A 24190-nucleotide genomic window follows, 5' to 3' on the forward strand; every position below is an offset into this window, starting at 1 on the left:
GAGGGACAGCTGATAGAAACAGAAGCCACTGGAGCACCTCAAAAACACCATCATACACTAAATCAGTAAGTTGGCACCATTACCAAAATGACGCCGGAAGTTATGAGGGAAAGAAAGCCTATATGATGGGTTCAGCCATTTACCTCGACCCGATGGATAAAGGCTACCACAACGTGATCGTTGAGAACGGCAGCTTACTGCACGGCAGTATTCTCAGCGCGGGAGCCGGTGCGCAAAATATTGCCATCAGCGACAGTACGATGGATAGAGGCGGTATCTACGCGGGTAGCGATAAATCTGATACCAATATTACGCTGACTAACGCTTCCGTGGATGCCTCGCAGAGCGAAATCGCGCAGAACATCGACACGCTGGCGGTAAAACTGAGCGAATACAAGCCCTTCAGCGACATCAACCTGGATGCCTTTGGCGATGTCGCCATTGCAATGTACGGAACGAAGGCTGATTCGCTGGCGCTGAATAACAGCACGATCACCGGAGATATTGGAGCCATTAACGAAAACGGCACTACCCATATCTCACTGACAAATAACAGCGTTGTAAATGGCAATGTAACCGTCGATGGTAATTCCGCAAATTCCGTTCTGGTGGATAACAGCACCGTGAATGGCGGGATAAATACCAGCCAGAATAAAGGCAGCAGCACCATCACGCTGCAGAATAATGCAACCGTCAACGGTGATATTACAACGGGTGCGGGTGATGATACGATCGTGCTGACCAATGATTCACATGTAAATGGCAATGTTAACGGCGGTGACGGTAGCGATACTCTTTCAATGGATGCGGGCAGTTCCATATCCGGACAAATAAGCCAGTTTGAAACGGTGAATACCACCAGCGATAACAGTATTGCCATTGATAAAATTAACGATGCAACCAGCTGGAGTTTGCAAAATGGTTCAACCCTGATAGCCACCACCACCGGCAGCAATGCACTGGTTACCATGAGCACCGACAGCTATGTTAATTTCGGTAATATTACCGGCGCCAATAACGCAGTGATTGTGAGTAGCATCACCCCGTCAGCACTGAATCAACATAACGTTGTTCTTGGTACGTTCACCACTTCAGGCAACAGCGCACCAGAAAATTATGCCGCCGCAAGTTTTACCAACGGCCAGCAGAATGTTGAGAACCGTAGCGGCGCGTATAACTACAACAATAGCCTGAATATTGTTGCCGCCGACGGCTCACCTCAGACTCAGCTTACCGCAGATAATAGCCAGAGCTGGAATATTGAATTTAACAGCCAGAAGGGAAACCTCGCGAGCGACGTTCAGGGGCTGATCGCCGGACTGGATGCCGCCGAACAGGCCGGACATCAGGTTGCTGATGACATCAGCAACCATATGAACCAGGTGCATCTCGCAAATATGCTGGGAGAACAGCAGGATGGTGCGCAGGTCTGGGGGGATTTCCTCTATCAGAACGGCAATTTCAGCAACGACGTCGACTATAAGAGCATAACCCAGGGGGCGCAGGGCGGCGTTGACTGGACCGCTCATCTGAACAACGGCGATAGCGTAACCGGCGGTATCGCACTGGCGTGGACGCGCAGCCGCGCGCAGGACACCAGCGACAGTGTCGACAGCTTTAAAGACAGCGTTTACGGCAATTACTACAGCATTTACGGCGGCTGGCAGCAGGCGCTTGACAGCAGAAACTGGGGACTGTTCGCTGATGGCAGCTTCAGCTATGGCGATATGCGTTACTCCCTGTCTGCCAATAACGTTACGGGCAACACCAGCGGTATGACGGAAGCGCTGCACGGCTCCACCGATGGTAGCTTGTATCTTGCACAGGCCCGCACGGGGGTGAACGTATTGCTGCCTGGCGAAACGCTGCTGCAACCTTACGCCACCTTAGGCTGGGATCAGACCAAAGCAAACGGCTTCTCTGACAGTGAAGTGGCCTTTGCCGACAGCCAGGTCTCGTCATGGAACGGGGGCGTCGGGGTTCGGCTAACGACCACGCTTCGGGATCTGAATAAGAATGTGCAGGTGATGCCCTGGATTGACGCGCGCTTCCAGAAAGAGTTCAGCGATGATACTGACATTCAGGTAGCGGATTACCACAACACCTCCGGTCATAACAACGCCATGGGTATGTTCGGGGCGGGTATTAATGCCACCGTTGCCCACAACTTTACCCTTAACACAGGCGTATACGTCGGCACGGGCGATGTGGATAACGATGCCAGCGTGCAGGCGGGGATGAGCTACAGCTTCTGAGTGTCGTCTGATGCCCGGTACGCTGCGTTTACCGGGCAGTACGGTGCACGCCATCAAACAGGTCCTGGGGAAAGTGCTGTCAGTGAGGTCTGGCATCGCTTCTTCCCAGGATTTGTGTTTTGATAAGGACAGAATGAAAACGCTGTTTCAAAAATTCATCGATAAGAAAGGAGACATCATGTCCTGGCACCCTAACCCCGGCCGTTATGAAAATATGCAGTACCGCTACTGTGGCAAAAGCGGGCTGCGCCTGCCTGCGCTGTCGCTCGGCCTTTGGCACAGTTTCGGCCACGTTCAGCCGCTCGACACCCAGCGTGCGCTACTGCGTAAAGCCTTCGACCTTGGTATCACCCATTTCGATCTTGCCAATAACTACGGCCCGCCTGCGGGGAGCGCGGAAGAGAACTTTGGTCGCCTGCTGCGGGAGGATTTTGCCGCCTGTCGCGACGAGCTGATTATCTCCACCAAAGCGGGTTACGACATGTGGCCGGGACCGTATGGCTCGGGCGGCTCGCGCAAATATCTGCTCGCCAGCCTCGACCAGAGCCTGAAGCGTATGGGTCTGGAATATGTCGATATTTTCTATTCCCATCGCGTGGATGAGAACACGCCGATGGAAGAGACCGCTGCCGCGCTGGCCCATGCGGTGCAGAGCGGTAAAGCGCTGTATGTCGGAATTTCGTCCTATTCAACGGCGCGCACGCAGAAAATGGCTGACCTGCTTCGCGAATGGAAAATCCCACTGCTCATCCATCAGCCGTCGTACAACCTGCTTAACCGCTGGGTGGATAAAACCGGCCTGCTGGAGACGCTAAAGCAAAACGGTACTGGCTGTATTGCGTTTACCCCACTGGCGCAGGGATTGCTGACCGGAAAATACCTCAACGGTATTCCTGAAGGTTCGCGGATGCAGCGCGAGGGGAATAAAGTGCGCGGGCTGACGCAGAAGATGCTGACCGAAGCCAATCTGAACAGTCTGCGCTTGCTCAATGAGATGGCACAGGCACGTGGTCAGACAATGGCGCAGATGGCGCTAAGCTGGCTGCTGAAAGATGAGCGCGTAACGTCCGTGCTGATTGGCGCGAGCCGCCCGGAACAGCTGGAAGAGAACGTTCAGGCGCTGAAAAACCTGCGCTTTAGCGAAGAGGAGCTGATACGCATTGATAAGCATGTTGCGGATGGAGAGTTGAATCTGTGGCAGGCGTCGTCGGATAAATAGTGCGGTCTGTTGCCCTCTCCCACAGGGAGAGGGTGGTTAAGAAGGAAATTACTTCTTGCTGATCTTATCCAGATACCCCATCACAAACGCCGAAAGCACAAACGTCAGATGGATAATGACATACCACATTAGTTTGTTGTCCGGGACATTCTTTGCGTCCATGAACACGCGTAACAGGTGGATGGAGGAGATCGCCACAATCGAGGCGGCCACTTTATTCTTCAGCGACGTGGCATCCATTTTGCCCAGCCAGCTCAGCTTTTCTTTACGCGCGTCGATATCAAGCTGGGAGACAAAATTCTCATAGCCAGAGAACATCACCATCACCAGTAAGCCCCCCACCAGCGTCATATCCACCAGTGACAGCAGAACCAGAATCAAATCTGCTTCGGCAATGGAAAAGATGTTCGGCAGAACATGCAAGATTTCCTGGAAGAACTTAATCGTGAGCGCAATCAGCGCCAGCGAAAGGCCAAAATAGACGGGTGCCAGTATCCAGCGCGAGGCGTACATAGCGTTTTCAAAGAAGCGTTCCATAAAATCCTGTCTGCAAACGAAACCAGCACTCAGTATATCGCAACGGCGCTAACTGTTTGCAACAACTAACCATTACACGTTGTCAGGATCCACCTCAGGGCGCGCATACTCCGGCCAGACCAGCACCACCAGCTCTGGATAGGCTTCCAGGCTGAACTCGCGAAAGCACTGACGCAGGTTTAATACGTCTAAATCGGAATACGAGACCTTCTCACCATTCAGACAGCGCTTTTTGATATTGTCGTAATATTTATAGACCGCTGAATTCAGGTCACTGCAGCGACGCTGCGCTTCAAACAGGCCCGGCGTGTCATTAATTTCCGACATTTTCATCCGCTTTATTGTCGCGTGCAAAAAGTCGATATATTCATGGTTCACCCGCCAGTACCAAACCGGCGTCACCGAGTTCATCAAAACAGAGAAATGGTCTTCTCCTTCCTCTTTAGTCATCAGTTCAGGCTGTGGGGTTTCACTGGTGTCTTTCGACTCTTTCGTTTTATTGAACTCCTGCATCAATAAAAGAACACCAGCGGTCAGTAATAGTAATGTAATGACCGTAAAAAAGATGCTGTTCATGGGTTGGCTCCATTTTTTTTGATTTTAAAATTGCCTCATGATATTGTCAACGAATCTCACGCCTTTACCTTTCCCACCTTGTTGAAATTAAAGGAAATTAAAAAATGTTGCCCGACTATCTCGTCCCGGCTAAGTACCACATCACGCCTGTGGAACAGCAACCGACGGAAGCAGAAAAAGAGGCTAATTTCACTCAGGGAAAAAGAAAGCTCGCTGATTTTGAGCCTGACATATTAATTGGTGTTTCCCGTAGCGGCAAATCCCGTAATATGTTGCTGGAAGAGCACGATCGTCATATAAAGGATCGCTTATTTCGCGCCATCAAAATTGAAGCCTTTGTCCACCTGTTGAATGACCTGCAGGCAGAAGGCGAAATAGATGCCCAGAAACTAAGTCAAATAATGGCCGAAAAGACCAAAGAAATAAATGAAGCGGGCAATGAAATTTGGCTTAATCTAATTACGCGAGAAAAAAACAACCCAATTTTTTATAACCTGGGGGAAGATTAATGTGAAAGACGTTAAAGATAACGATGTTTATTTGACTTTAGATGAGAAAAAAAGTGACGAATTTATCTTAAAGCAAAATCTCGAGGCTTTGCGTAACACCAAAAACGCCGAGATGACGCGTATTACCCAGGATCTGGTTTCCATTCCGGCGACGCTGGTGCGCCTGAAATGGCAGAACCGCCGCGAGATTTATCCCTTACAGGTCAAGGAAGAGATTTACGGCGCCGTGATGAATGCCATCATCGAACAACGGCCCGAGCTGAAAGAGAAGCTTCTGGGGCGTCTGGAGGCCAATTATCAGTATCTGCTGGCCAGAGAAACCGCAACCCTGCGCCTGACGCGCAAACTGTCCGACGGCGAGTATCGTACCTCAAACGTCACCAGCGTCGCGCTTGACGAGGACGTGCTGGCAGCCCTCTCTCCCGCGTCGACGGATAACAAACACGAATAACCCGACAGGCATAAAAAAAGCCGGCTTTCGCCAGCTTCTTCGTTATTTCGCGGCCGCTTTCTCTTCGCCGACCAGCCCAATCTTCAGATAACCCGCCTGATGCAGCGTATCCATGACCTTCATCATGGTCTCGTAATCAACGGTTTTATCCGCACGGAAGAAGACCGTCGTGTCTTTCTTACCGCCAGTGAGCTGATCCAGCGCCGGGATGACAGAGTCAGCCGTCACCGGGTCGTTCCCAAGGAACATCGATTTATCTGCTTTCACCGACAGATAGATGGGCTTTTCCGGGCGCGGCTGCGGCTGGCTGGACGAGGCCGGCAGGTTTACCTTCACGTCGACCGTCGCCAGCGGCGCAGCAACCATGAAGATAATCAGCAGAACCAGCATAACGTCGATAAACGGCGTCACGTTGATTTCATGCATTTCGCCGTTATCGTCCAGATTTTCATTAAGACGCATTGCCATAATTCATTAACCTACGCGCAGTTTGGACGCCGCGTGCACCGGTTTAGCGGCACTGGCATTCAGATCAAGATCGCGGCTTTGCAGCAGCAGAACCTGTGCGGCGACATCACCGAGGGTGGCTTTATAGCTGCCAATCATGCGCGCGAAGACGTTATAGATAACCACCGCAGGGATCGCCGCAACCAGACCGATAGCGGTCGCCAGCAGCGCTTCGGCGATACCCGGTGCAACTACCGCCAGGTTCGTCGTTTGGGTTTGCGCAATCCCGATAAAGCTGTTCATGATGCCCCAGACCGTACCGAACAGACCCACGAACGGCGAGATGGCCCCGATGGTCGCCAGATAACCATTACCCCGGCCCATATGACGGCCCACGGCGGCGACGCGACGCTCCAGACGGAAGCCGGTACGTTCTTTAATACCTTCGTTATCTTCACTGCCTGCGGAGAGTTCCAGCTCGTTTTGCGCTTCGTTAACTAACAGGGTGGTCAGGCTTTTCGCGTGGAAGGATGAGGTCATATCAGACGCCTGATCCAGAGAGCGGGCTTCAGCCAGCTGCTGTTGCTCACGCTTGAGGCGGCGCTTCTGAGAAATCAGCTCGGCGCTCTTGCCAAAGAAGATAGCCCACGTGATCACGGACGCCAGAATCAGGCCGATCATCACAATCTTAACCACGATGTCAGCATGATGATACATGCCCCAAACGGAGAGATCCGTCTGCATCAAATTATTACCCACTCTGTATCTCCAGGACGCAAATCACAAAATCTGAACGTAATAATATCAAAACATCGTCGAATTGATAGTCGTTCTCATTACTATTTACATAGTGCCGCAATTTTCGCTCATATTCCTTGCGCTTACGCAGTAAAAATTTCTTATGCGGTTTTTTGCTAATATTTTCTGCTTATTCGATAAGCATCCGGGTGCAGATTTTTACATTCGTGGTAGTCTGGACGTCCAGACGTATAAAAATAGGGTTAGCGAACATGACCAAGAAGCATCTTGATACCACGCTGGTACAGGCCGGGCGCAGCAAGAAATATACTCAGGGTTCGGTGAACAGCGTGATCCAACGGGCCTCCTCGCTGGTGTTTGATACCGTAGAGGACAAAAAAATCGCCACGCGTAACCGCGCCAAAGGCGGGCTGTTTTACGGACGTCGCGGCACGCTAACCCATTTCTCACTGCAGGAAGCCATGTGCGAGCTGGAAGGCGGCGCAGGCTGCGCGCTGTTTCCGTGCGGTGCGGCGGCAGTCGCCAACACCATTCTGGCGTTCGTGGAACAGGGCGACCATATTCTGATGACCAACACCGCCTATGAACCGAGCCAGGATTTCTGCACCAAAATCCTCTCCCGACTCGGCGTAACCACGGGCTGGTTCGATCCGCTGATTGGCGAAGGCATCGCAGAGCTTATTCAGCCCAACACGCGCATTGTGTTCCTGGAATCTCCGGGTTCGATCACCATGGAAGTACACGACGTGCCGGCCATTGTGAAAGCCGTGCGCAGCAAAGCGCCAGAGGCGATTATCATGATCGACAACACCTGGGCGGCAGGCGTGCTGTTTAAAGCGCTGGAATTCGACATTGATATCTCCATTCAGGCGGCGACCAAATATCTGATTGGCCACTCAGACGGGATGATCGGCACGGCCGTGTCTAACGCCCGCTGCTGGGATCAGCTGCGGGAAAATGCTTACCTGATGGGGCAGATGGTCGATGCCGATACCGCCTACATGACCAGCAGAGGCATCCGCACGCTGGGGGTGCGCCTGCGTCAGCATCACGAAAGCAGCCTGAAGATAGCTGAGTGGCTGGCGCAGCACCCGCAGGTTGAGCGCGTCAACCATCCGGCACTGCCGGGCAGTAAAGGGCATGAATTCTGGCAACGAGACTTTACGGGCAGCAGCGGTTTGTTCTCATTCGTTCTAAAAAAACGGCTGAATAATGACGAGCTGGCAAGCTATCTGGATAATTTTACCCTCTTCAGCATGGCCTACTCCTGGGGCGGGTTTGAATCCCTGATCCTGCCTAATCAGCCGGAGCAGATTGCGGCCCTGCGCCCTGGCGGTGAAGTGGACTTCAGCGGCACCCTGATTCGCCTGCATATCGGTTTAGAAAACGCGGACGATTTAATTGCCGATTTAGCAGCAGGGTTTGCGCGTATCGTGTAGAGTGCTGGCAAACATGTACTCCATGGATGCTTTTGTGGACACCGCCACCAGAAAAGCCTGCATTAGTTGCGCCCGCGATCAACCCCATCGGGCAAATAAGGGAGTACAATAGTGCTATATCTGTTGTTCCACAGGAAAGTCCATGGCTGTTATTCAAGATATTATCGCGGCGCTCTGGCAACACGACTTCGCCGCACTGACCGATCCTCACGTTGTAGGTATCGTCTATTTCGTGATGTTCGCGACCCTGTTTCTGGAAAATGGATTACTGCCAGCCTCATTTTTACCCGGTGATAGTCTCCTTTTGCTTGCGGGGGCGTTAATCGGTAAAGGTGTCATGGACTTCGCGCCGACCATGGTGATCCTCACCTCCGCGGCAAGCCTGGGCTGCTGGCTGAGCTATCTGCAGGGCCGCTGGCTCGGCAACACGCGCGTCGTGAAGGGCTGGCTGGCGCAGCTACCGCATAAATACCATCAGCGTGCGACCTGCATGTTTGACAGGCATGGCCTGCTGGCCTTGCTGGCCGGGCGTTTTCTGGCCTTTGTTCGCACCCTGCTGCCCACCATGGCAGGCATTTCCGGCCTGTCGAACCGCCGCTTCCAGTTCTTCAACTGGCTGAGCGCGTTGTTATGGGTGGGTGTCGTTACCACTCTCGGCTATGCGCTGAACATGATCCCGTTTGTGAAGCACCATGAAGACCAGGTAATGACCTTCCTGATGGTGCTGCCGATGTTCCTGCTGGTGGCTGGACTGGTGGGAACGATTGCGGTGGTGATTAAGAAGAAGTACTGCAGTGCATAAATAAAAGCCGGGTGGCGCTATCGCTTACCCGGCCTACGTTTGCCGTCAGACTCCCTGCATGGTTCGGATGCGTGACGCATCTTCCCCCGGCGTGACGCCGAAGTAGCGCTTAAACTCCCGACTAAACTGCGATGCACTCTCATACCCGACCCGCATCGCCGCCGCGCTGGCCTTCATGCCGTCGTGGATCATCAGCATCCGCGCCTTATGCAGACGGTAGGTTTTGAGGTATTGCAGCGGCGAGGTGCTGGTCACTGACTTAAAGTTGTGGTGAAACGCCGAGACGCTCATGTTCGCTTCCGCCGCCAGTTGGTCAACGCTGAGGTTTTCCGTGTACTGGCTTTCGATGCGCTTGAGTACGCGGCTTATCAGGCTGAAGTGGGTCTGCCGACTGACCAGCGCCAGTAGTGCCCCGCCCCCCGGCCCCAGCAGCACATGATAGAGAATTTCGCGGATGATTTGCTTACCCAGAATACGCGCATCCAGCGGCCTCTCCATCACGTCCAGCAGACGCTCAATGGCACAGAGGATCTCCTCTGACAGCGTGGCTGAGTTAATGCCGCTCGCCGCCATCGACGGCTGGAAAAGCTCGTCTTCGCCAATGTCCATCAGCAACTCCTGAAGCTGAAGAATATCGACATTTACGCGGATCCCCGCCAGCGGTACCTCCTCTGTCGCGAAGGTTTCACATTCGAAGGGTAAAGGTACTGTCAGCAGCAGATATTCATTGGTGTCATAACGGAACACGCGTTCATTGATATAACCAATTTTATGGCCGGAAAAGAGAAAAACGATGCCCGGCTGATACATCACCGGCGTCCGCGTTCCCGGCTGCGTCCCGTAGAGCAGGCGAATATCCGGCAGCAGTTCGCCTGGGTTATTTTGCTTATCAATCAGTCTCTTAATCTGCGAAGTGAGCTGAAGACAGATGGCTTCACGGTTCATTTAGCGTTACTCCGGGTACGGTTTGCGACCCTCACAGTCTGCGCATTTTCCTGACGTTTCTCCAGTGCTCTGTAGAAATGGGCAAGACATCGGCAGGAATGTGCATTGAGAGGATATCCCCGGGCAGCCACAATGTGCAGCATCAGGTAGCCATCCGCGCCGCCACGATTTTTCACCCACGATAGGGAACGAGCCATGAATAATTTTAATCTCCACACCCCAACCCGCATCCTGTTTGGTAAAGGCGCTATCGCCGATCTGCGTGCACAGATCCCCGCTGACGCCCGCGTGCTGATCACCTACGGTGGCGGCAGCGTGAAAAAAACCGGCGTGCTGGATCAGGTTTACAGCGCACTGGAAGGTCTGGACGTACGCGAGTTTGGCGGTATCGAGCCAAACCCTTCTTATGAAACGCTGATGAACGCGGTGAAAATCGCCCGCGAAGAAAACATCACCTTCCTGCTGGCTGTCGGCGGGGGTTCCGTGCTGGACGGCACGAAGTTCATCGCCGCGGCAGCACACTACGCCGACGGTATCGACCCATGGCATATCCTGGAAACCCGCGGCAGCGACATTAAAAGCGCGATCCCGATGGGCTCCGTGCTGACCCTGCCAGCCACCGGTTCTGAATCCAACAAAGGCGCGGTGATCTCCCGTAAAACCACCGGAGACAAACAGGCCTTTATGAACGAGCACGTTCAGCCCGTATTCGCGATCCTCGATCCGGTGTACACCTACACCCTGCCCGCGCGTCAGGTCGCGAACGGCGTGGTCGACGCCTTTGTTCACACCGTTGAGCAGTACGTGACTTACCCGGTGGATGCCAAAATTCAGGATCGTTTTGCGGAAGGCATTCTGCTGACGCTGGTCGAAGAGGGTCCGAAGGCGCTGAAAGAGCCAGAAAACTACGACGTGCGTGCCAACGTGATGTGGGCTGCAACGCAGGCCCTGAACGGCCTGATTGGCGCAGGCGTGCCGCAGGACTGGGCAACCCACATGCTGGGCCATGAACTGACGGCGATGCACGGTCTGGATCACGCCCAGACGCTGGCGGTGGTTCTGCCGGCCCTGTGGAACGAAAAACGTGATACCAAACGCGCCAAACTGCTGCAGTACGCGGAACGCGTCTGGAACATCACCGAAGGTTCTGACGACGCGCGTATCGATGCGGCAATCGAAGCGACCCGCAACTTCTTTGAAGGCCTGGGCGTGCCGACGCGTCTGTCCGGCTATGGTCTGGATGGCAGCTCTATCCCAGCCCTGCTGGCTAAACTTGAAGAACACGGCATGACTCAACTGGGCGAACACGGCGACATTACGCTGGACGTTAGCCGTCGTATCTACGAGGCGGCGCGCTAAGCGTTTTTGGCATCCTGCCTTTCGTTTTTTGACATTTCGTCCAGACTTAATGCACACCCCATCGCCGGAGTCCCCCTCCGGCGATGCGCACCTGAAGGAGGAAAAATGGCAAACCAAACCGTAATCAAGCTGCAGGACGGCAACGTGATGCCCCAGTTGGGGCTAGGTGTATGGAAAGCCGGTAACGACGAGGTCGTCTCCGCCATTCATAAAGCACTGGAAGTCGGCTATCGGTCCATTGATACCGCCGCCGCCTACAAAAACGAGGACGGCGTGGGGAAAGCACTGGCCAGCGCCGGTATGCCCCGCGACGACCTTTTTATCACCACCAAACTGTGGAACGACGACCAAAAGCGCCCGCGCGAAGCGCTGCAGGAGAGCCTGGAGAAACTCCAGCTCGATTTCGTCGATCTGTATCTGATGCACTGGCCGGTTCCGGCTATCGACCATTATGTTGATGCCTGGAAAGGGATGATTGAACTGCAAAAAGAGGGGCTGGTGAAAAGCATCGGCGTCTGTAACTTCCAGGTTCATCACCTGCAGCGTCTGATTGACGAAACGGGCGTTGTGCCGGTGATTAATCAGATTGAACTGCACCCGCTGATGCAGCAGCGCCAGCTTCACGCCTGGAACGCCACACACAAAATCCAGACCGAATCCTGGAGCCCGCTGGCTCAGGGCGGTGAAGGAGTGTTCGACCAGAAAATTATCCGCGATCTGGCGGATAAATATGGCAAAACCCCGGCGCAGATTGTCATTCGCTGGCACCTGGACAACGGCCTGGTAGTGATCCCGAAATCGGTCACGCCATCGCGCATCGCCGAGAACTTCGACGTCTGGGATTTCCGCCTGGATAAAGATGAGCTGGGCGAGATTGCGAAACTGGATCAGGGCAAGCGTTTAGGGCCCGATCCGGATCAGTTTGGCGGGTAGTAAAAAGCCGGGTGGCGGCTGCGCCTTACCCGGCCTACGATCTGAGTTGTAGGCCCGGTAAGCGAAGCGCCACCGGGCAATGAGACTAGCCGCTCTTACGTTTCACATTCTTTTTCGTTCCCGCGCTACCGTTCGAACGCTGATGCACAATCGGCGTGTGCTTGGTCAGCGCCGGGCGCGTATGGCGGTTCTGACGACGCGCTTCGCGCATCTCATCCAGCGTTGGTGCCGGCACCAGACAGTCGCGACGCGAGCCAATCAGATGCTTTTTCCCCATCTCTTCCAGCGCCTGGCGGATCAGCGGCCAGTTAGCCGGATCGTGGTAGCGCAGCAGCGCTTTGTGCAGACGACGCTGTTTATCCCCTTTCGGCACCACCACGTCTTCACTCTTGTAACCAACTTTACTCAGCGGGTTTTTGCCGGTGTAGTACATGGTTGTGGAGTTGGCGAGCGGTGACGGATAGAAGTTCTGCACCTGATCCAGACGGAAGCGACGTTGTTTCAGCCACAGCGCCAGGTTCACCATGTCTTCATCGCGCGTACCCGGGTGGGCGGAGATGAAGTACGGGATCAGGTACTGCTCTTTCCCTGCCTGCTTTGAGTAGGTATCGAACAGCTGTTTAAAGCGATCGTAGCTGCCCATCCCCGGCTTCATCATTTTCGACAGCGGGCCTTCTTCGGTGTGCTCCGGCGCAATCTTCAGATAGCCACCGACGTGGTGCGACGCCAGTTCTTTGATGTAGCGCGGATCTTCCACAGCGATGTCGTAACGTACCCCGGAGGCAATCAGGATTTTCTTGATACCCTTCAGATCACGCGCGCGGCGATAGAGGTTGATCGTCGGCTCGTGGTTGGTGTCCATATGTTCGCAAATGCTCGGATAGACACAGGAGAGACGGCGGCAGGTTTGCTCCGCGCGCGGCGATTTACAGCGCAGCATGTACATATTCGCCGTTGGGCCGCCGAGGTCGGAGATCACCCCGGTAAAGCCAGGCACGGTATCGCGAATGGCTTCGATCTCGTTGATGATCGAATCTTCAGAACGGCTCTGAATAATGCGCCCCTCGTGCTCGGTAATGGAGCAGAAGGAACAGCCGCCGAAGCAGCCGCGCATGATGTTGATCGAGAAGCGGATCATCTCATACGCCGGGATACGGGCGTTGCCGTACGCCGGGTGCGGCACGCGTTTGTACGGCAGCGCAAAGACGCTGTCCATCTCTTCGGTGGAGAGCGGGATCGCCGGTGGGTTGATCCAGATAAAACGCTCGCCGTGCTTCTGCATCAACGCACGCGCACAGCCGGGGTTGGTTTCATGGTGCAGAATACGGGACGCGTGGGCGTAGAGCACCTTATCGGCTTTCACCTTCTCGTAGGACGGCAGCAGCACATAGGTCTTTTCCCACGGTTTCGGGCGCGGCGGCTGCACGACGATTGCCTTCGCTTCCGCTTTCTTTGGCTCAACCGGTTTGTTATCGGCGCACGGCAGATCTTCGCCATACGGGTGCGGGATAGGATCGATTTTGCCCGGCATATCGATGATGCGGGAATCCACCCCGCGCCAGCCCGGCAGCGCTTCTTTCACCATGATGGCGGTGTTGCGCACGTCGCGGATGCTGCTCACCGGCTCGCCCTGCGACAGACGGTGCGCCACTTCTACCAGTGGGCGCTCGCCGTTACCGTAAATCAGCATGTCGGCTTTGGAGTCCACCAGCACCGAGCGGCGCACGGTATCAGACCAGTAATCATAGTGCGCGGTACGACGCAGGCTCGCCTCGATGCCGCCCAGGATCACCGGCACATCTTTCCAGGCTTCTTTACAGCGCTGAGTGTAGACCAGCGTGGCGCGGTCAGGGCGTTTGCCCGCCACGTTATCCGGTGTGTACGCATCGTCATGGCGCAGCTTACGGTCGGCGGTATAACGGTTGATCATCGAGTCCATGTTGCCGGCGGTCACGCCGAAGAACAGGTTCGGTTTACCCAGACGCATAAAGTCGTCTTTGCTGTTCCAGTCTGGCTGGGAGATGATCCCCACGCGGAAGCCCTGCGCTTCAAGCATGCGGCCGCAGATGGCCATACCGAAGCTCGGGTGGTCAACGTAGGCATCGCCCGTGACCAGAATGATATCGCAGCTATCCCAGCCCAGTTGGTCCATCTCTTCCCGGGACATCGGCAGGAACGGCGCCGGTCCAAAGCAGGCCGCCCAGTACTGGGGCCACGAGAAAAGGTCACGATCCGGCTGGATCAGGGAAATTGCGCTCATAATGCTTCCGAAGAAAAAATAGACAAAAGGAGCCGGATTATACGCTGTTCATCCGCCAGATTTGAAGAAAAGGATGCAAGAGGCAGACAGATATTCACAGAAGTCGTTAAAATACAGCGCCCTGATTATTTTGGCTCATAATATTCACTCTAACTTCCGGTGATTTTCCCCCGGAACAGGTTCTTGCGCGGAGTTCTGTTGTGAAGTTCAACGATTCGTTACATGTCTCCCAGCTGCGGGTTGTGCTTCATCTCTGCGGGTTTCTGGTTCTTCTGTACAGCCTGTCTATGCTGCCGCCGATGGTTATCGCTCTGCTGAATAAAGAGCGAACCTATTTTGCTTTTTTGACCACCTTTTTGACCTTTTTCAGCCTCGGCGGGCTGGCCTGGCGGGCAACCCGTCACGCCGGTATACAGCTACGCACCCGCGACGGATTCGTGATTATCGTCCTGTTCTGGCTGCTGTTCTCATTAATCAGCGCCATGCCGCTCTGGATGGACGATGGCCTGCAACTCTCCTTTGCTGACGCACTTTTTGAAGGCGTTTCCGGGATCACCACCACGGGCGCAACGGTGATCGGCGACGTCAGCGCCCTGCCCAAATCGTACCTCTATTATCGCGCGCAGCTCAATTTCATTGGCGGGCTGGGCGTCATCGTGCTGGCCGTCGCGGTCCTGCCGCTGCTGGGCATCGGTGGCATGAAGCTGTATCAGTCAGAAATGCCCGGCCCGTTTAAAGAGGAGCGTCTGACGCCCCGGCTCGCCGATACCGCACGCACCCTGTGGGTCACCTATCTGGCGCTGGGGATAACCTGCACGCTGGCGTACTGGCTGGCGGGGATGCCCTTTTTTGATGCCGTTTGTCACGGGCTCTCCACCGTATCCCTGGGCGGCTTTTCAACCCGCAGCGAGAGCATCGGTTTTTATGACAGCCACGCGATTGAGCTTGTCGCCGGCACCTTTTCGCTGCTTTCGGCGTTTAACTTTACCCTCTGGTATGTCGCCCTTGTCAGACGCACGCTGAAGCCGATTCGCCGCAGCCCGGAGGTGAGATTCTTTCTGGCCGCTGCCGCTGTGCTTATCGCCATTACCGCCTGGCAGGTCTGGCACGCGGGAATGTATAACCCTCTCGACAGCCTGGTGCACGCCTTCTTCCTGGCAAGCTCAATGATGACCGATAACGGCCTTTCAACGGCCGATTACGCCCACTGGCCTGCCCACACCATATTCCTGCTGCTGAGCGCCAGCTTTTTTGGTGGCTGCGTGGGTTCGACCTGCGGTGGGATTAAGGCCCTGCGGTTTCTGATGATGTTCAAGCAGAGCATTCAGGAGATGAATCAGCTGGCGCATCCGCGGGCGCTGCTGACCATCAAGGTTGGCAATAGCGTGGTGAATGAGCGCGTCCTGCGTTCAGTATGGAGCTTCTTCTTTCTCTACGTGATGATCACAGGCTTTTTCGTCTGGGCGCTCAATCTGATGGGCTATGACCTGTTTACATCATTTGCGACGGTGGCTGCCTGTATCAACAATATGGGGCTGGGCTTTGGCGAAACGGCATCAACCTTCGGGACGTTAAAGGAAGAGGCCAAGCTGTTGATGTGCGCGGCGATGATCTTAGGACGTCTGGAAATTTATCCGGTGTTGATCCTGTGCTCGCGCTTTTTCTGGCGGGCATAACGCATTCCCGGTGCACCGGGAATGCTGTGCTTACGGCGCCGGGTTCACCAGCATTTGCCCTACGGAGCCCCTGTCCATCATCTCCAGCGTCTGGCTGTGGAACAGGAACGGGAAGTGCGGCCAGGAAGGCTGGCCGTAGTAGACAAGCAGTTCAACCTGACCATCCACCCAGACGGTGTCTTTCCAGCCCCTGTCTTCCGGGAACGGCATCGCGCCGTTCACGTTGCGGATCAGAAATGACACACCTTCAATATGGAACGACTGCGGCATGTCGGAGCGAACGGTCCAGCGCTCCCAGGTGCCCTGCTGGGCGGTAATGTCGATACGGTTAACGTCCCACAGCGCGCCGTTGATGCCCGGGTCGTCGCCGAGGCTGATATCACGGCTGCGCACCGGCGAACCGCTCATGATCTCCTGCGGCAGCAGGCGCATGGGCAGGCTGTCGGTCACCAGCGGCAGGAGACCGGTTGGGCGCAGGGTCAGCACCAGCGTGGAGACCAGAATGCTCGACGGCTCAAAGAAGCCACGAATGCGATCCACAATGCTCGCCGCTTCGCCGCAGGTCACCGAGACTTCATCGCCGTTGGTCATATCCACGAGGATTTCACGGCGTTCACCCGGGGCAAGCGCCAGCTGTTTAACGGACACCGGCGCGGGTAAAAAGCCCTGGTCGCCAGAGATCACATGCAGCGGGCGGCCATCGCTCATCTGCAACAGATAGCGGCGCGAGTTAGAGGCGTTCAGCAGACGCAGGCGAACCCAGCCGCGCGAGACTTCGACATACGGACTTTGCGCGCCGTTGACCAGCAGCGTGTCGCCAACAAAGCCACCGCTACCCGGCTCGCTGTATTCCGGTGTGCCAAAGTTATCCAGACGCTTGTCCTGGATAATGACCGGGAAATCATCCACGCCGTAGTGGTTTGGAATGGGCAGAGATTTACTGACCTCGTCTTCTATCAGCCACATCCCGGCCAGGCCGTTATAAACCTGCTGGGCAGTGCGGTTAGGGGTATTAGCGTGATACCACAGCGTCGCCGCGCTCTGACGGATCGGCAGCACAGGAGCCCAGTCGGCGTTAGGCGACATCATGCGCGCGGCCCCGCCAATCAACGGGCCGGGAACCTGCAACCCGCTGATGGTCATCGCCACATTTTCAGGCGTGCGGTTGCTGTAGATGAGCTTTACGTCATCGCCATTCCACACGCGGATGGTCGGCCCAAGGTAGCGCCCGTTAATGCCCCAGACCGGCGCGCGGGTTCCCTGGGTAAACGACCAGTGGCTTCGCTGTAGCGTCAGGAATAGCGGCTGCCCGCGACGGGATTCAATCAACGGCGGAATGGGCAGCGGCTGTTGCTGCCCGGCGGCGCTGGCTGTCAGCGGCATCGCACCCGCACAAAGGGCGATCCCTGAAGCCTGAATAAACTGACGCCGACTGAGTGACATATAAGCTCCATCTGAAACGACTAACAACGCGGGAATTCGTTTTCCCTTTTAACGCCGGATTAGATCTTCCCGGCGGCTTCTCTCTCTGCGACTTCTTTGTCGAGCTGAGCAATATGCTGAACCATCAGTTCACGGCAGTGCGCTGCCAGCTCGCGGACCTGATCTTTACCGTATTTGCTGGTATCGACCGGCGGCAGCATCTCGACAATCACCAGCCCGTTATTCAGGCGGTTAAGATTAATCTTATTCGATGTATTGGAAACACACACGGGAATAATTGGAACGCCCGCCGCAATTGCGGCATGAAACGCCCCGGTTTTAAACGGCAGCAGACCGCGACCGCGGCTGCGCGTACCTTCCGGGAACATCCAGATAGAAATGCGGCGCTTTTTGAAGTGGTTCACCACTTCCGCAATGGTACCGTGCGCTTTTGCGCGGTTATTACGGTCAATCAGCAGGTTACCCGTCAGCCAGTAGAGCTGGCCGAAAAAGGGGATCCACAGCAGGCTCTTCTTACCCACCGTCACGGTCGGCGGCAGCACGATGTTAGAGGCGGTCACCATATCGTAGTTATTTTGATGGTTTGCGATATAGATGGCGTTACCGAAATTCTCCGCCCCTTCCGGCAGACGCTTTTCAACCTTCAGGCCAAACAGCGGTGCAAGACGACCAAACATGTGGCCGAAGGTGGCGACATGCTTCGGGTTACGCGGGCTGAACAGGCAATAGATGCAGCCGAAAACACAGACCAGAATGCAGTAGATAACGGTAAGAATAAGACGAACAATGTATAGCATAGCGACCTCTGAAGCCCTGACAGCTGACAATTATACTTCACCTGTGGCCAGGTAAGGACTTTATTACGAGCGCGTATTGTTAATCGCAACGCACGAATTAACAACGGTTTTACGGGAAATTTTATTGGATATCCCCCTCCGGAACAGAGGGGGTTCGAAACGCGTTACTCTTCGCTGTCGCCCGCGTTGCTGCGTGCAGGAGAATCGATCTCCACGCGGTCGATACGCTGCAGGCCGCGCATCAGCGAACCGCGGCGTCCGCGCTCGCCCACCACCTTCTGCAACTCTTCCGGACGCAGCTTGATTTTACGCTTGCCGACATGAATGGTCAGCGTGCTCTGCGGCGGCAGAATGAAGAGATGCGCCAGGCCATCTTCACCTTTCGCGGCTTCCGCCGACGGGATGTTGATGATCTTATTGCCCTTGCCTTTCGACAACTCCGGCAGGTCGCTGACCGGGAACATCAGCATGCGCCCGGCAGACGTGATGGCCAGCAGCATGTCGCTCTCGTTCTCAACCACCAGCGGCGGCATAACGTGCGCGTTATCCGGCAGGCTGATCATGGCTTTACCGGCACGGTTACGTGACACGAGATCGTTAAAGGTACAGATAAAGCCGTAACCCGCATCAGAGGCCAACAGCAGTTTCTGGTCGTCGGCTTCCATCAGCATGTGGTCAACCGTCGCCCCCGGCGGCAGCGTCAGCTTGCCGGTCAGCGGTTCGCCCTGACCGCGCGCGGAAGGCAGCGTGATCGGATCGATGGCGTAACTGCGGCCCGTGGAGTCAATAAACGCCACCGGCTGGTTGCTCTTGCCTTTCACGGCCGCCTTGAAGCTGTCGCCCGCTTTGTAGCTCAGCCCCGGCGCGTCGATATCATGGCCTTTGGCGCTACGCACCCAGCCGCTCTGGGACAGGACGATGGTGACCGGCTCTGAAGGCTGCATGTCATGCTCGTTCATCGCCTTCGCTTCTTCGCGCTCATGCAGCGGAGAACGGCGGTCGTCGCCGAAGGCATCGGCATCGGCCTGCAACTCTTTCTTCAGCAGGGTGTTCATCTTGCGTTCGGACGCGAGGATCGCCTGCAGCTGATCGCGCTCTTTTTCCAGCTCGTTCTGCTCACCGCGGATCTTCATCTCTTCCAGCTTAGCGAGATGGCGCAGCTTCAGTTCGAGGATCGCTTCAGCCTGGGTTTCACTGATACCAAAGCGCGACATTAACGCGGGCTTCGGCTCATCCTCGGTACGGATGATCTCAATGACTTCATCGATATTGAGGAACGCCACCAGCAAACCTTCGAGGATATGCAAGCGCTTAAGCACTTTCTCCAGACGATGGTTCAGACGACGGCGCACCGTATCGCGACGGAAGGTCAGCCATTCGGAGAGGATCTCCAGCAGGTTTTTCACCGCCGGGCGTCCGTCCAGACCGATCATGTTCAGGTTGATGCGGTAGCTTTTTTCCAGGTCGGTGGTGGCGAACAGGTGGTTCATCACCTGCTCCATGTCCACGCGGTTAGAGCGCGGTACGATCACCAGACGGGTTGGGTTTTCGTGGTCGGATTCATCGCGCAGGTCGTCCACCATCGGCAGCTTTTTATTGCGCATCTGGGAGGCGATCTGCTCCAGCACCTTGGCACCAGAGACCTGATGCGGCAGCGCGGTGATCACCACGGCGCCGTCCTCTTTGGTCCACACCGCGCGCATGCGCACGGAGCCACGGCCATTCTGGTAGATTTTGCGGATTTCCGCACGCGAGGTGATGATCTCAGCTTCGGTCGGGAAGTCCGGCCCCTGAACGATATCCAGCAGCTCGTCCAGCGAGGTTTTCGGCTGTTCAATCAGGGTGATGGCGGCTTTCGCCACTTCACGCAGGTTGTGTGGCGGGATGTCCGTCGCCATACCGACCGCGATACCGGTGGTGCCGTTCAGCAGGATATTCGGCAGACGCGCAGGCAGCATTTTCGGCTCCTGCAGCGTACCGTCGAAGTTTGGCACCCAGTCCACCGTCCCCTGGCCGAGTTCACCCAGCAGCACTTCGGCATATTTAGACAGGCGGGATTCGGTATAACGCATCGCCGCGAAGGATTTCGGATCGTCCGGTGCCCCCCAGTTCCCCTGACCGTCCACCAGCGGGTAACGATAAGAGAACGGCTGGGCCATCAGCACCATCGCTTCATAGCAGGCGCTGTCGCCGTGCGGATGGTATTTACCCAGTACGTCGCCGACGGTACGGGCGGATTTCTTGAACTTGGCGGTGGCGTTCAGCCCCAGCTCGGACATCGCATAGACGATGCGACGCTGAACGGGCTTCAGGCCATCCCCGATAAACGGCAATGCCCTGTCCATGATGACGTACATGGAGTAGTTCAGGTAGGCGTTTTCCGTGAATTCATGTAGCGCGAGGCGCTCTGCCATATCGCTCATTACGTGTGATTCCTCAACTCAGAAACCGATGGGTTTCAGGCAATATTGCCGCAGATACTACCCTATCTGGCGAGTTGAGTCACAAAGAAAAAGGGCCGGATAAGCGGCCCTTTCTGGGTTATTTCGTCAGCTTGATAACCTGCTTCACGTCGATTTCAAATTCGTTCCAGTCTTTATCGACCTTACCCTGCAGCTCGACTTTATCTTGCGGGGACACGGTCACACCGTTCCAGCGCTTATGATCAATCTCAACCACCACCGTGCCGGTCTCGTCGCGGAAGGTGTAGCGGTCATCGGACAGGCGTTCGGTGATGTTCCCGCGCAGCTTCACCCAGGCGTCGTCCTTCAGGTCTTTGACTTTCGCGGCCGTTGTCAGGTTGGCGTTGTTATCAACAAAACCGCCTGCCTGCGTCTGAGTCTGGGGTTGGGTAGCTGATAGGCCCGTAAAACCGCCCTGAGCAGCGAAGACCGGTGCGGTGGTCATCATCATGATAGCAGCCATTGCAGCGAATTTTTTCATATTCATCTCTCCCTTTAATGTGGTGTCGCAATCCATTAAACAGGGTAATCCTTAACAACTTCTTAAGGGGAAAATTTTTATTTTTTTACTGTACAGCAGGCGGATCCAGAGGGTTTACTGACGCCATCAAGGAGGGGATATGCGCATATTACTGGTAGAAGACGACAAGCTGATTGGCGATGGCATCAAAGCGGGCTTAAGCAAAATGGGCTTCAGCGTGGACTGGTTCACCGACGGAAAAACCGGCCAGGCGGCGCTCTGTTCTGCCCCTTACGATGCGGTGGTGCTTGACCTGACGCTACCGGAGATCGACGGTCTGGCGATCCTGCGCGCCTGGCGCGAAAGCGGGCGCAGCGAGCCGGTGCTTATCCTGACCGCGCGGGATGCGCTGAATCAGCGCGTCGAGGGGCTACGCCTGGGAGCCGATGATTATCTCTGCAAACCCTTCGCGCTGATCGAAGTGGCCGCCCGCCTTGAGGCGCTGGTGCGTCGCAGCCACGGTCAGACGCGCAGCGAACTGCGTCACGGCAAAGTGACGCTCGACCCGACAAGCCTCGTCGCCACGCTGGAGGGGGAAACGCTGGCCCTCAAGCCCAAAGAGTTCGCCCTGCTGGAGTTACTGATGCGCAATGCGGGCCGCGTCCTGCCGCGTAAAGCGATCGAAGAGAAGCTCTATACGTGGGACGATGACGTCTCCAGTAACGCCGTGGAAGTTCACGTCCATCATCTGCGGCGTAAGCTGGGCAGCGAGTTTATCCGCACGGTTCATGGCATCGGCTATACCCTGGGAGACGCATGAAACTGAGCCTGAAACTCCGTCTGACGCTTCTTTTTCTGCTGCTGTCGCTGACGGCCTGGTTTGCCGCAAGCCTTGTCGCCTGGCAGCAGACGACCCACAAGCTTGATAAGCTGTTTGATACCCAGCAGATGCTGTTTGCTAAACGGCTGCTGACGATGGATCTGGATGAGATCCGCGCTCCGGAGCGGATGCGCGAGATCCCCAAAAAAGTGAAGCACGGTCGCCTGGACGACGATGCTCTGGCCTTCGCCATTTACGCTACCGACGGCACGATGATCCTCAATGACGGGGAAAACGGCCGCGACATCCCGTATCACTATCGCCGCGATGGGTTTGATGACGGCAGGCTCAAAGACGACAACGATGACTGGCGTTTCTTATGGCTGACCTCGCCGGACGGGAAGTACCGCGTGGTGGTCGGTCAGGAGTGGGAATACCGGCAGGAGATGGCGCTGGATGTGGTCAGCTCGCAGCTGACGCCGTGGCTGGTGGCGCTACCGGTGATGCTGCTGTTGCTGATTGTCCTGCTGAGCCGGGAGCTTAAGCCATTGAAAAAACTGGCTCAGACGTTGCGCCTGCGCTCACCGGATGCCACCGACACTCTGCCGACACAGGGCGTGCCATCAGAAGTGCGCCCCCTTCTGGACTCCCTGAACCACCTCTTTACCCGAACCCAGGAGATGATGAGCCGCGAGCGCCGCTTTACCTCCGATGCCGCGCACGAATTACGTAGCCCGCTGGCGGCCCTGAAGGTGCAAACCGACGTGGCGCAACTCTCTCTGGACGACCCGCAGGCGCAGGAAAAAGCGCTCTCGCAGCTCCACGCGGGGATCGACCGGGCCTCCCGGCTGGTGGATCAACTCCTCACTCTCTCGCGTCTGGATTCTCTGGAAAATCTCGACGATGTCGAACCGATAAAGATGGCCGATTTGCTGCAATCAGCGGTTCTGGACATCTGGCATCCGGCGCAGCAGGCGGGTATCGATGTTCGCCTGAACATCAACGCCCCGCAGGCTGAACGCACGGGTCAGCCGCTGCTGTTGAGCCTGCTGGTGCGTAACCTGCTGGATAACGCCGTTCGTTACAGCCCGCGCGGTAGCGTGGTTGACGTTACGCTGGACGCCCGTTGCTTCTCCGTACGCGACAACGGACCAGGGATCGCCCCCGAGGCGTTGGCCCGTATTGGCGAGCGTTTTTATCGTCCACCCGGCCAGGATGCCACGGGCAGCGGACTGGGGTTATCGATTGTAAAACGCATTGCTGCCCTGCACGGTATGCGCGTTTCACTGGATAATGCTGCGGAAGGCGGCGTTGATGTGAAGGTGTGCTGGTAAGGGATTATTGCATTTAACGCAAAAGACTTTGCACATTTTGCTCATTTTACCGTATCGCCCTCGCGCGTAGAATACTCGCCATACTCTCATCGACGAGGACAAATAATGAGCAACATTCTGATTATCAACGGTGCGAAAGAATTCGCCCACTCTAAAGGCCAATTGAATGACACCCTGACCGAGGTCGCGGACGGCTTCCTGCGCGACGCCGGGCATGATGTTAAGGTTGTGCGCGCAGACAGCCATTACGACGTGAAAGCCGAAGTGCAGAACTTCCTGTGGGCTGACGTGGTTATCTGGCAAATGCCGGGCTGGTGGATGGGCGCACCGTGGACCGTGAAAAAATACATGGATGACGTGTTCACTGAGGGCCACGGTTCACTGTATGCCAGCGACGGCCGTACCCGTTCCGACGCGTCTAAAAAATATGGTTCAGGCGGCCTGATTCAGGGTAAGAAATATATGCTCTCCCTGACCTGGAACGCCCCGCTGGACGCGTTCACCGATAAAGATCAGTTCTTTGAAGGCGTAGGGGTAGACGGCGCATACCTGCCGTTCCACAAGGCTAACCAGTTCCTCGGCATGGACCCGCTGCCGACCTTTATCGTCAACGACGTGATTAAAATGCCTGACGTCCCGCGCTATATCGCAGAATATCGCAAGCATCTGGCTGAAATTTTTGCTTAACTGGTAACCTGGAATTAGAA

Annotated in this window: 22 protein-coding genes; 12 read left to right on the top strand and 10 right to left on the bottom strand. The window is 55.7% G+C overall.

Annotation, left to right across the window (positions count from 1 at the left end):
* The first annotated feature begins 122 nt into the window (after nt 1–122).
* Entirely contained in the window at nt 123–2255 is a 2133-nt protein-coding gene (locus AX755_RS03650) for an autotransporter outer membrane beta-barrel domain-containing protein (RefSeq protein ID WP_231883347.1), read from the top strand.
* A gap of 178 nt (nt 2256–2433) precedes the next feature.
* Entirely contained in the window at nt 2434–3474 is a 1041-nt protein-coding gene (locus AX755_RS03655) for an aldo/keto reductase (protein WP_023622102.1), read from the top strand.
* Nucleotides 3475–3522: 48 nt separating this feature from the next.
* Here the strand turns inward: AX755_RS03655 and AX755_RS03660 are convergent, their stop codons facing one another.
* Nucleotides 3523–4011, bottom strand: coding sequence for a TIGR00645 family protein (locus tag AX755_RS03660; protein WP_013098707.1), 489 nt, complete (start codon nt 4009–4011; stop codon nt 3523–3525).
* 72 nt (nt 4012–4083) lie between these two features.
* Nucleotides 4084–4587 (bottom strand): ESA_00282 family adhesion-associated protein, encoded by a 504-nt coding sequence (locus AX755_RS03665; protein ID WP_013098708.1) that lies wholly within the window; start codon nt 4585–4587, stop codon nt 4084–4086.
* A 104-nt stretch (nt 4588–4691) separates the two neighbouring features.
* On the opposite strand from AX755_RS03665, the gene AX755_RS03670 reads away from it, so the two are divergent.
* Nucleotides 4692–5096, top strand: coding sequence for a hypothetical protein (locus AX755_RS03670; protein ID WP_013098709.1), 405 nt, complete (start codon nt 4692–4694; stop codon nt 5094–5096).
* Between the two features lies 1 nt (nt 5097).
* Entirely contained in the window at nt 5098–5547 is a 450-nt protein-coding gene (locus AX755_RS03675) for a hypothetical protein (protein ID WP_062856312.1), read from the top strand.
* Nucleotides 5548–5589: 42 nt separating this feature from the next.
* On the opposite strand, the gene exbD is transcribed toward AX755_RS03675, so the two are convergent.
* Together exbD and exbB are read right to left on the bottom strand one after the other, a co-directional pair.
* Nucleotides 5590–6015 carry a TonB system transport protein ExbD gene (gene exbD / locus AX755_RS03680; RefSeq protein ID WP_014833267.1) on the bottom strand — a complete coding sequence of 142 codons (426 nt, stop codon included), beginning with the start codon at nt 6013–6015 and terminating at the stop codon, nt 5590–5592.
* Between the two features lie 6 nt (nt 6016–6021).
* Complete coding sequence (exbB, locus tag AX755_RS03685) at nt 6022–6753, bottom strand: tol-pal system-associated acyl-CoA thioesterase (protein ID WP_013098712.1); 732 nt, start codon at nt 6751–6753, stop codon at nt 6022–6024.
* Nucleotides 6754–7004: 251 nt separating this feature from the next.
* On the opposite strand from exbB, the gene metC reads away from it, so the two are divergent.
* Nucleotides 7005–8192 carry a cystathionine beta-lyase gene (gene metC / locus AX755_RS03690; RefSeq protein ID WP_013098713.1) on the top strand — a complete coding sequence of 396 codons (1188 nt, stop codon included), beginning with the start codon at nt 7005–7007 and terminating at the stop codon, nt 8190–8192.
* 142 nt (nt 8193–8334) lie between these two features.
* Nucleotides 8335–8994 carry a DedA family general envelope maintenance protein YghB gene (gene yghB / locus AX755_RS03695; RefSeq protein ID WP_013098714.1) on the top strand — a complete coding sequence of 220 codons (660 nt, stop codon included), beginning with the start codon at nt 8335–8337 and terminating at the stop codon, nt 8992–8994.
* Between the two features lie 45 nt (nt 8995–9039).
* Here yghB and AX755_RS03700 read toward each other — a convergent pair whose 3' ends face one another.
* On the bottom strand, nt 9040–9939 hold the full coding sequence (locus tag AX755_RS03700) for an AraC family transcriptional regulator (RefSeq protein ID WP_023619917.1): 900 nt from the start codon (nt 9937–9939) through the stop codon (nt 9040–9042).
* A 195-nt stretch (nt 9940–10134) separates the two neighbouring features.
* On the opposite strand from AX755_RS03700, the gene yqhD reads away from it, so the two are divergent.
* Together yqhD and dkgA are read left to right on the top strand one after the other, a co-directional pair.
* Complete coding sequence (gene yqhD / locus AX755_RS03705; protein WP_013098716.1) at nt 10135–11298, top strand: alcohol dehydrogenase; 1164 nt, start codon at nt 10135–10137, stop codon at nt 11296–11298.
* A gap of 105 nt (nt 11299–11403) precedes the next feature.
* Nucleotides 11404–12231, top strand: coding sequence for a 2,5-didehydrogluconate reductase DkgA (gene dkgA, locus AX755_RS03710; RefSeq protein WP_023619916.1), 828 nt, complete (start codon nt 11404–11406; stop codon nt 12229–12231).
* Nucleotides 12232–12316: 85 nt separating this feature from the next.
* On the opposite strand, the gene AX755_RS03715 is transcribed toward dkgA, so the two are convergent.
* Nucleotides 12317–14491, bottom strand: coding sequence for a YgiQ family radical SAM protein (locus tag AX755_RS03715; protein WP_062856314.1), 2175 nt, complete (start codon nt 14489–14491; stop codon nt 12317–12319).
* Between the two features lie 200 nt (nt 14492–14691).
* On the opposite strand from AX755_RS03715, the gene AX755_RS03720 reads away from it, so the two are divergent.
* Nucleotides 14692–16167, top strand: a complete 1476-nt coding sequence (locus AX755_RS03720) for a TrkH family potassium uptake protein (protein ID WP_013098720.1) — start codon at nt 14692–14694, stop codon at nt 16165–16167.
* Between the two features lie 30 nt (nt 16168–16197).
* Here the strand turns inward: AX755_RS03720 and ftsP are convergent, their stop codons facing one another.
* The 4 genes from ftsP to AX755_RS03740 all read right to left on the bottom strand — a co-directional run bounded on the left by ftsP (nt 16198) and on the right by AX755_RS03740 (nt 21350).
* A complete protein-coding gene (gene ftsP / locus AX755_RS03725) occupies nt 16198–17610 on the bottom strand; it encodes a cell division protein FtsP (protein ID WP_013098721.1) in 1413 nt (470 codons plus the stop codon).
* Nucleotides 17611–17669: 59 nt separating this feature from the next.
* Nucleotides 17670–18407 carry a 1-acylglycerol-3-phosphate O-acyltransferase gene (gene plsC, locus AX755_RS03730; protein WP_013098722.1) on the bottom strand — a complete coding sequence of 246 codons (738 nt, stop codon included), beginning with the start codon at nt 18405–18407 and terminating at the stop codon, nt 17670–17672.
* A gap of 164 nt (nt 18408–18571) precedes the next feature.
* The gene (gene parC, locus AX755_RS03735) at nt 18572–20830 is read right to left on the bottom strand and encodes a DNA topoisomerase IV subunit A (RefSeq protein WP_038983486.1); all 2259 of its coding nucleotides are present in this window, start codon (nt 20828–20830) and stop codon (nt 18572–18574) included.
* 118 nt (nt 20831–20948) lie between these two features.
* A complete protein-coding gene (locus tag AX755_RS03740) occupies nt 20949–21350 on the bottom strand; it encodes a YgiW/YdeI family stress tolerance OB fold protein (protein WP_062856359.1) in 402 nt (133 codons plus the stop codon).
* 139 nt (nt 21351–21489) lie between these two features.
* Here AX755_RS03740 and qseB point away from each other — a divergent pair, with 139 nt between their 5' ends.
* The 3 genes from qseB to AX755_RS03755 all read left to right on the top strand — a co-directional run bounded on the left by qseB (nt 21490) and on the right by AX755_RS03755 (nt 24170).
* Entirely contained in the window at nt 21490–22149 is a 660-nt protein-coding gene (qseB, locus tag AX755_RS03745) for a quorum sensing response regulator transcription factor QseB (protein ID WP_020689493.1), read from the top strand.
* On the top strand, nt 22146–23483 hold the full coding sequence (qseC, locus tag AX755_RS03750) for a quorum sensing histidine kinase QseC (protein WP_061771813.1): 1338 nt from the start codon (nt 22146–22148) through the stop codon (nt 23481–23483). Before qseB ends, qseC begins: the two co-directional genes overlap by 4 nt.
* A 105-nt stretch (nt 23484–23588) precedes the next feature.
* A complete protein-coding gene (locus tag AX755_RS03755; protein ID WP_013098727.1) occupies nt 23589–24170 on the top strand; it encodes an NAD(P)H-dependent oxidoreductase in 582 nt (193 codons plus the stop codon).
* Nucleotides 24171–24190: the final 20 nt, after the last annotated feature.

It is taken from the genome of Enterobacter sp. SENG-6 (assembly GCF_001605945.1).
Lineage (GTDB): Bacteria > Pseudomonadota > Gammaproteobacteria > Enterobacterales > Enterobacteriaceae > Enterobacter > Enterobacter cloacae.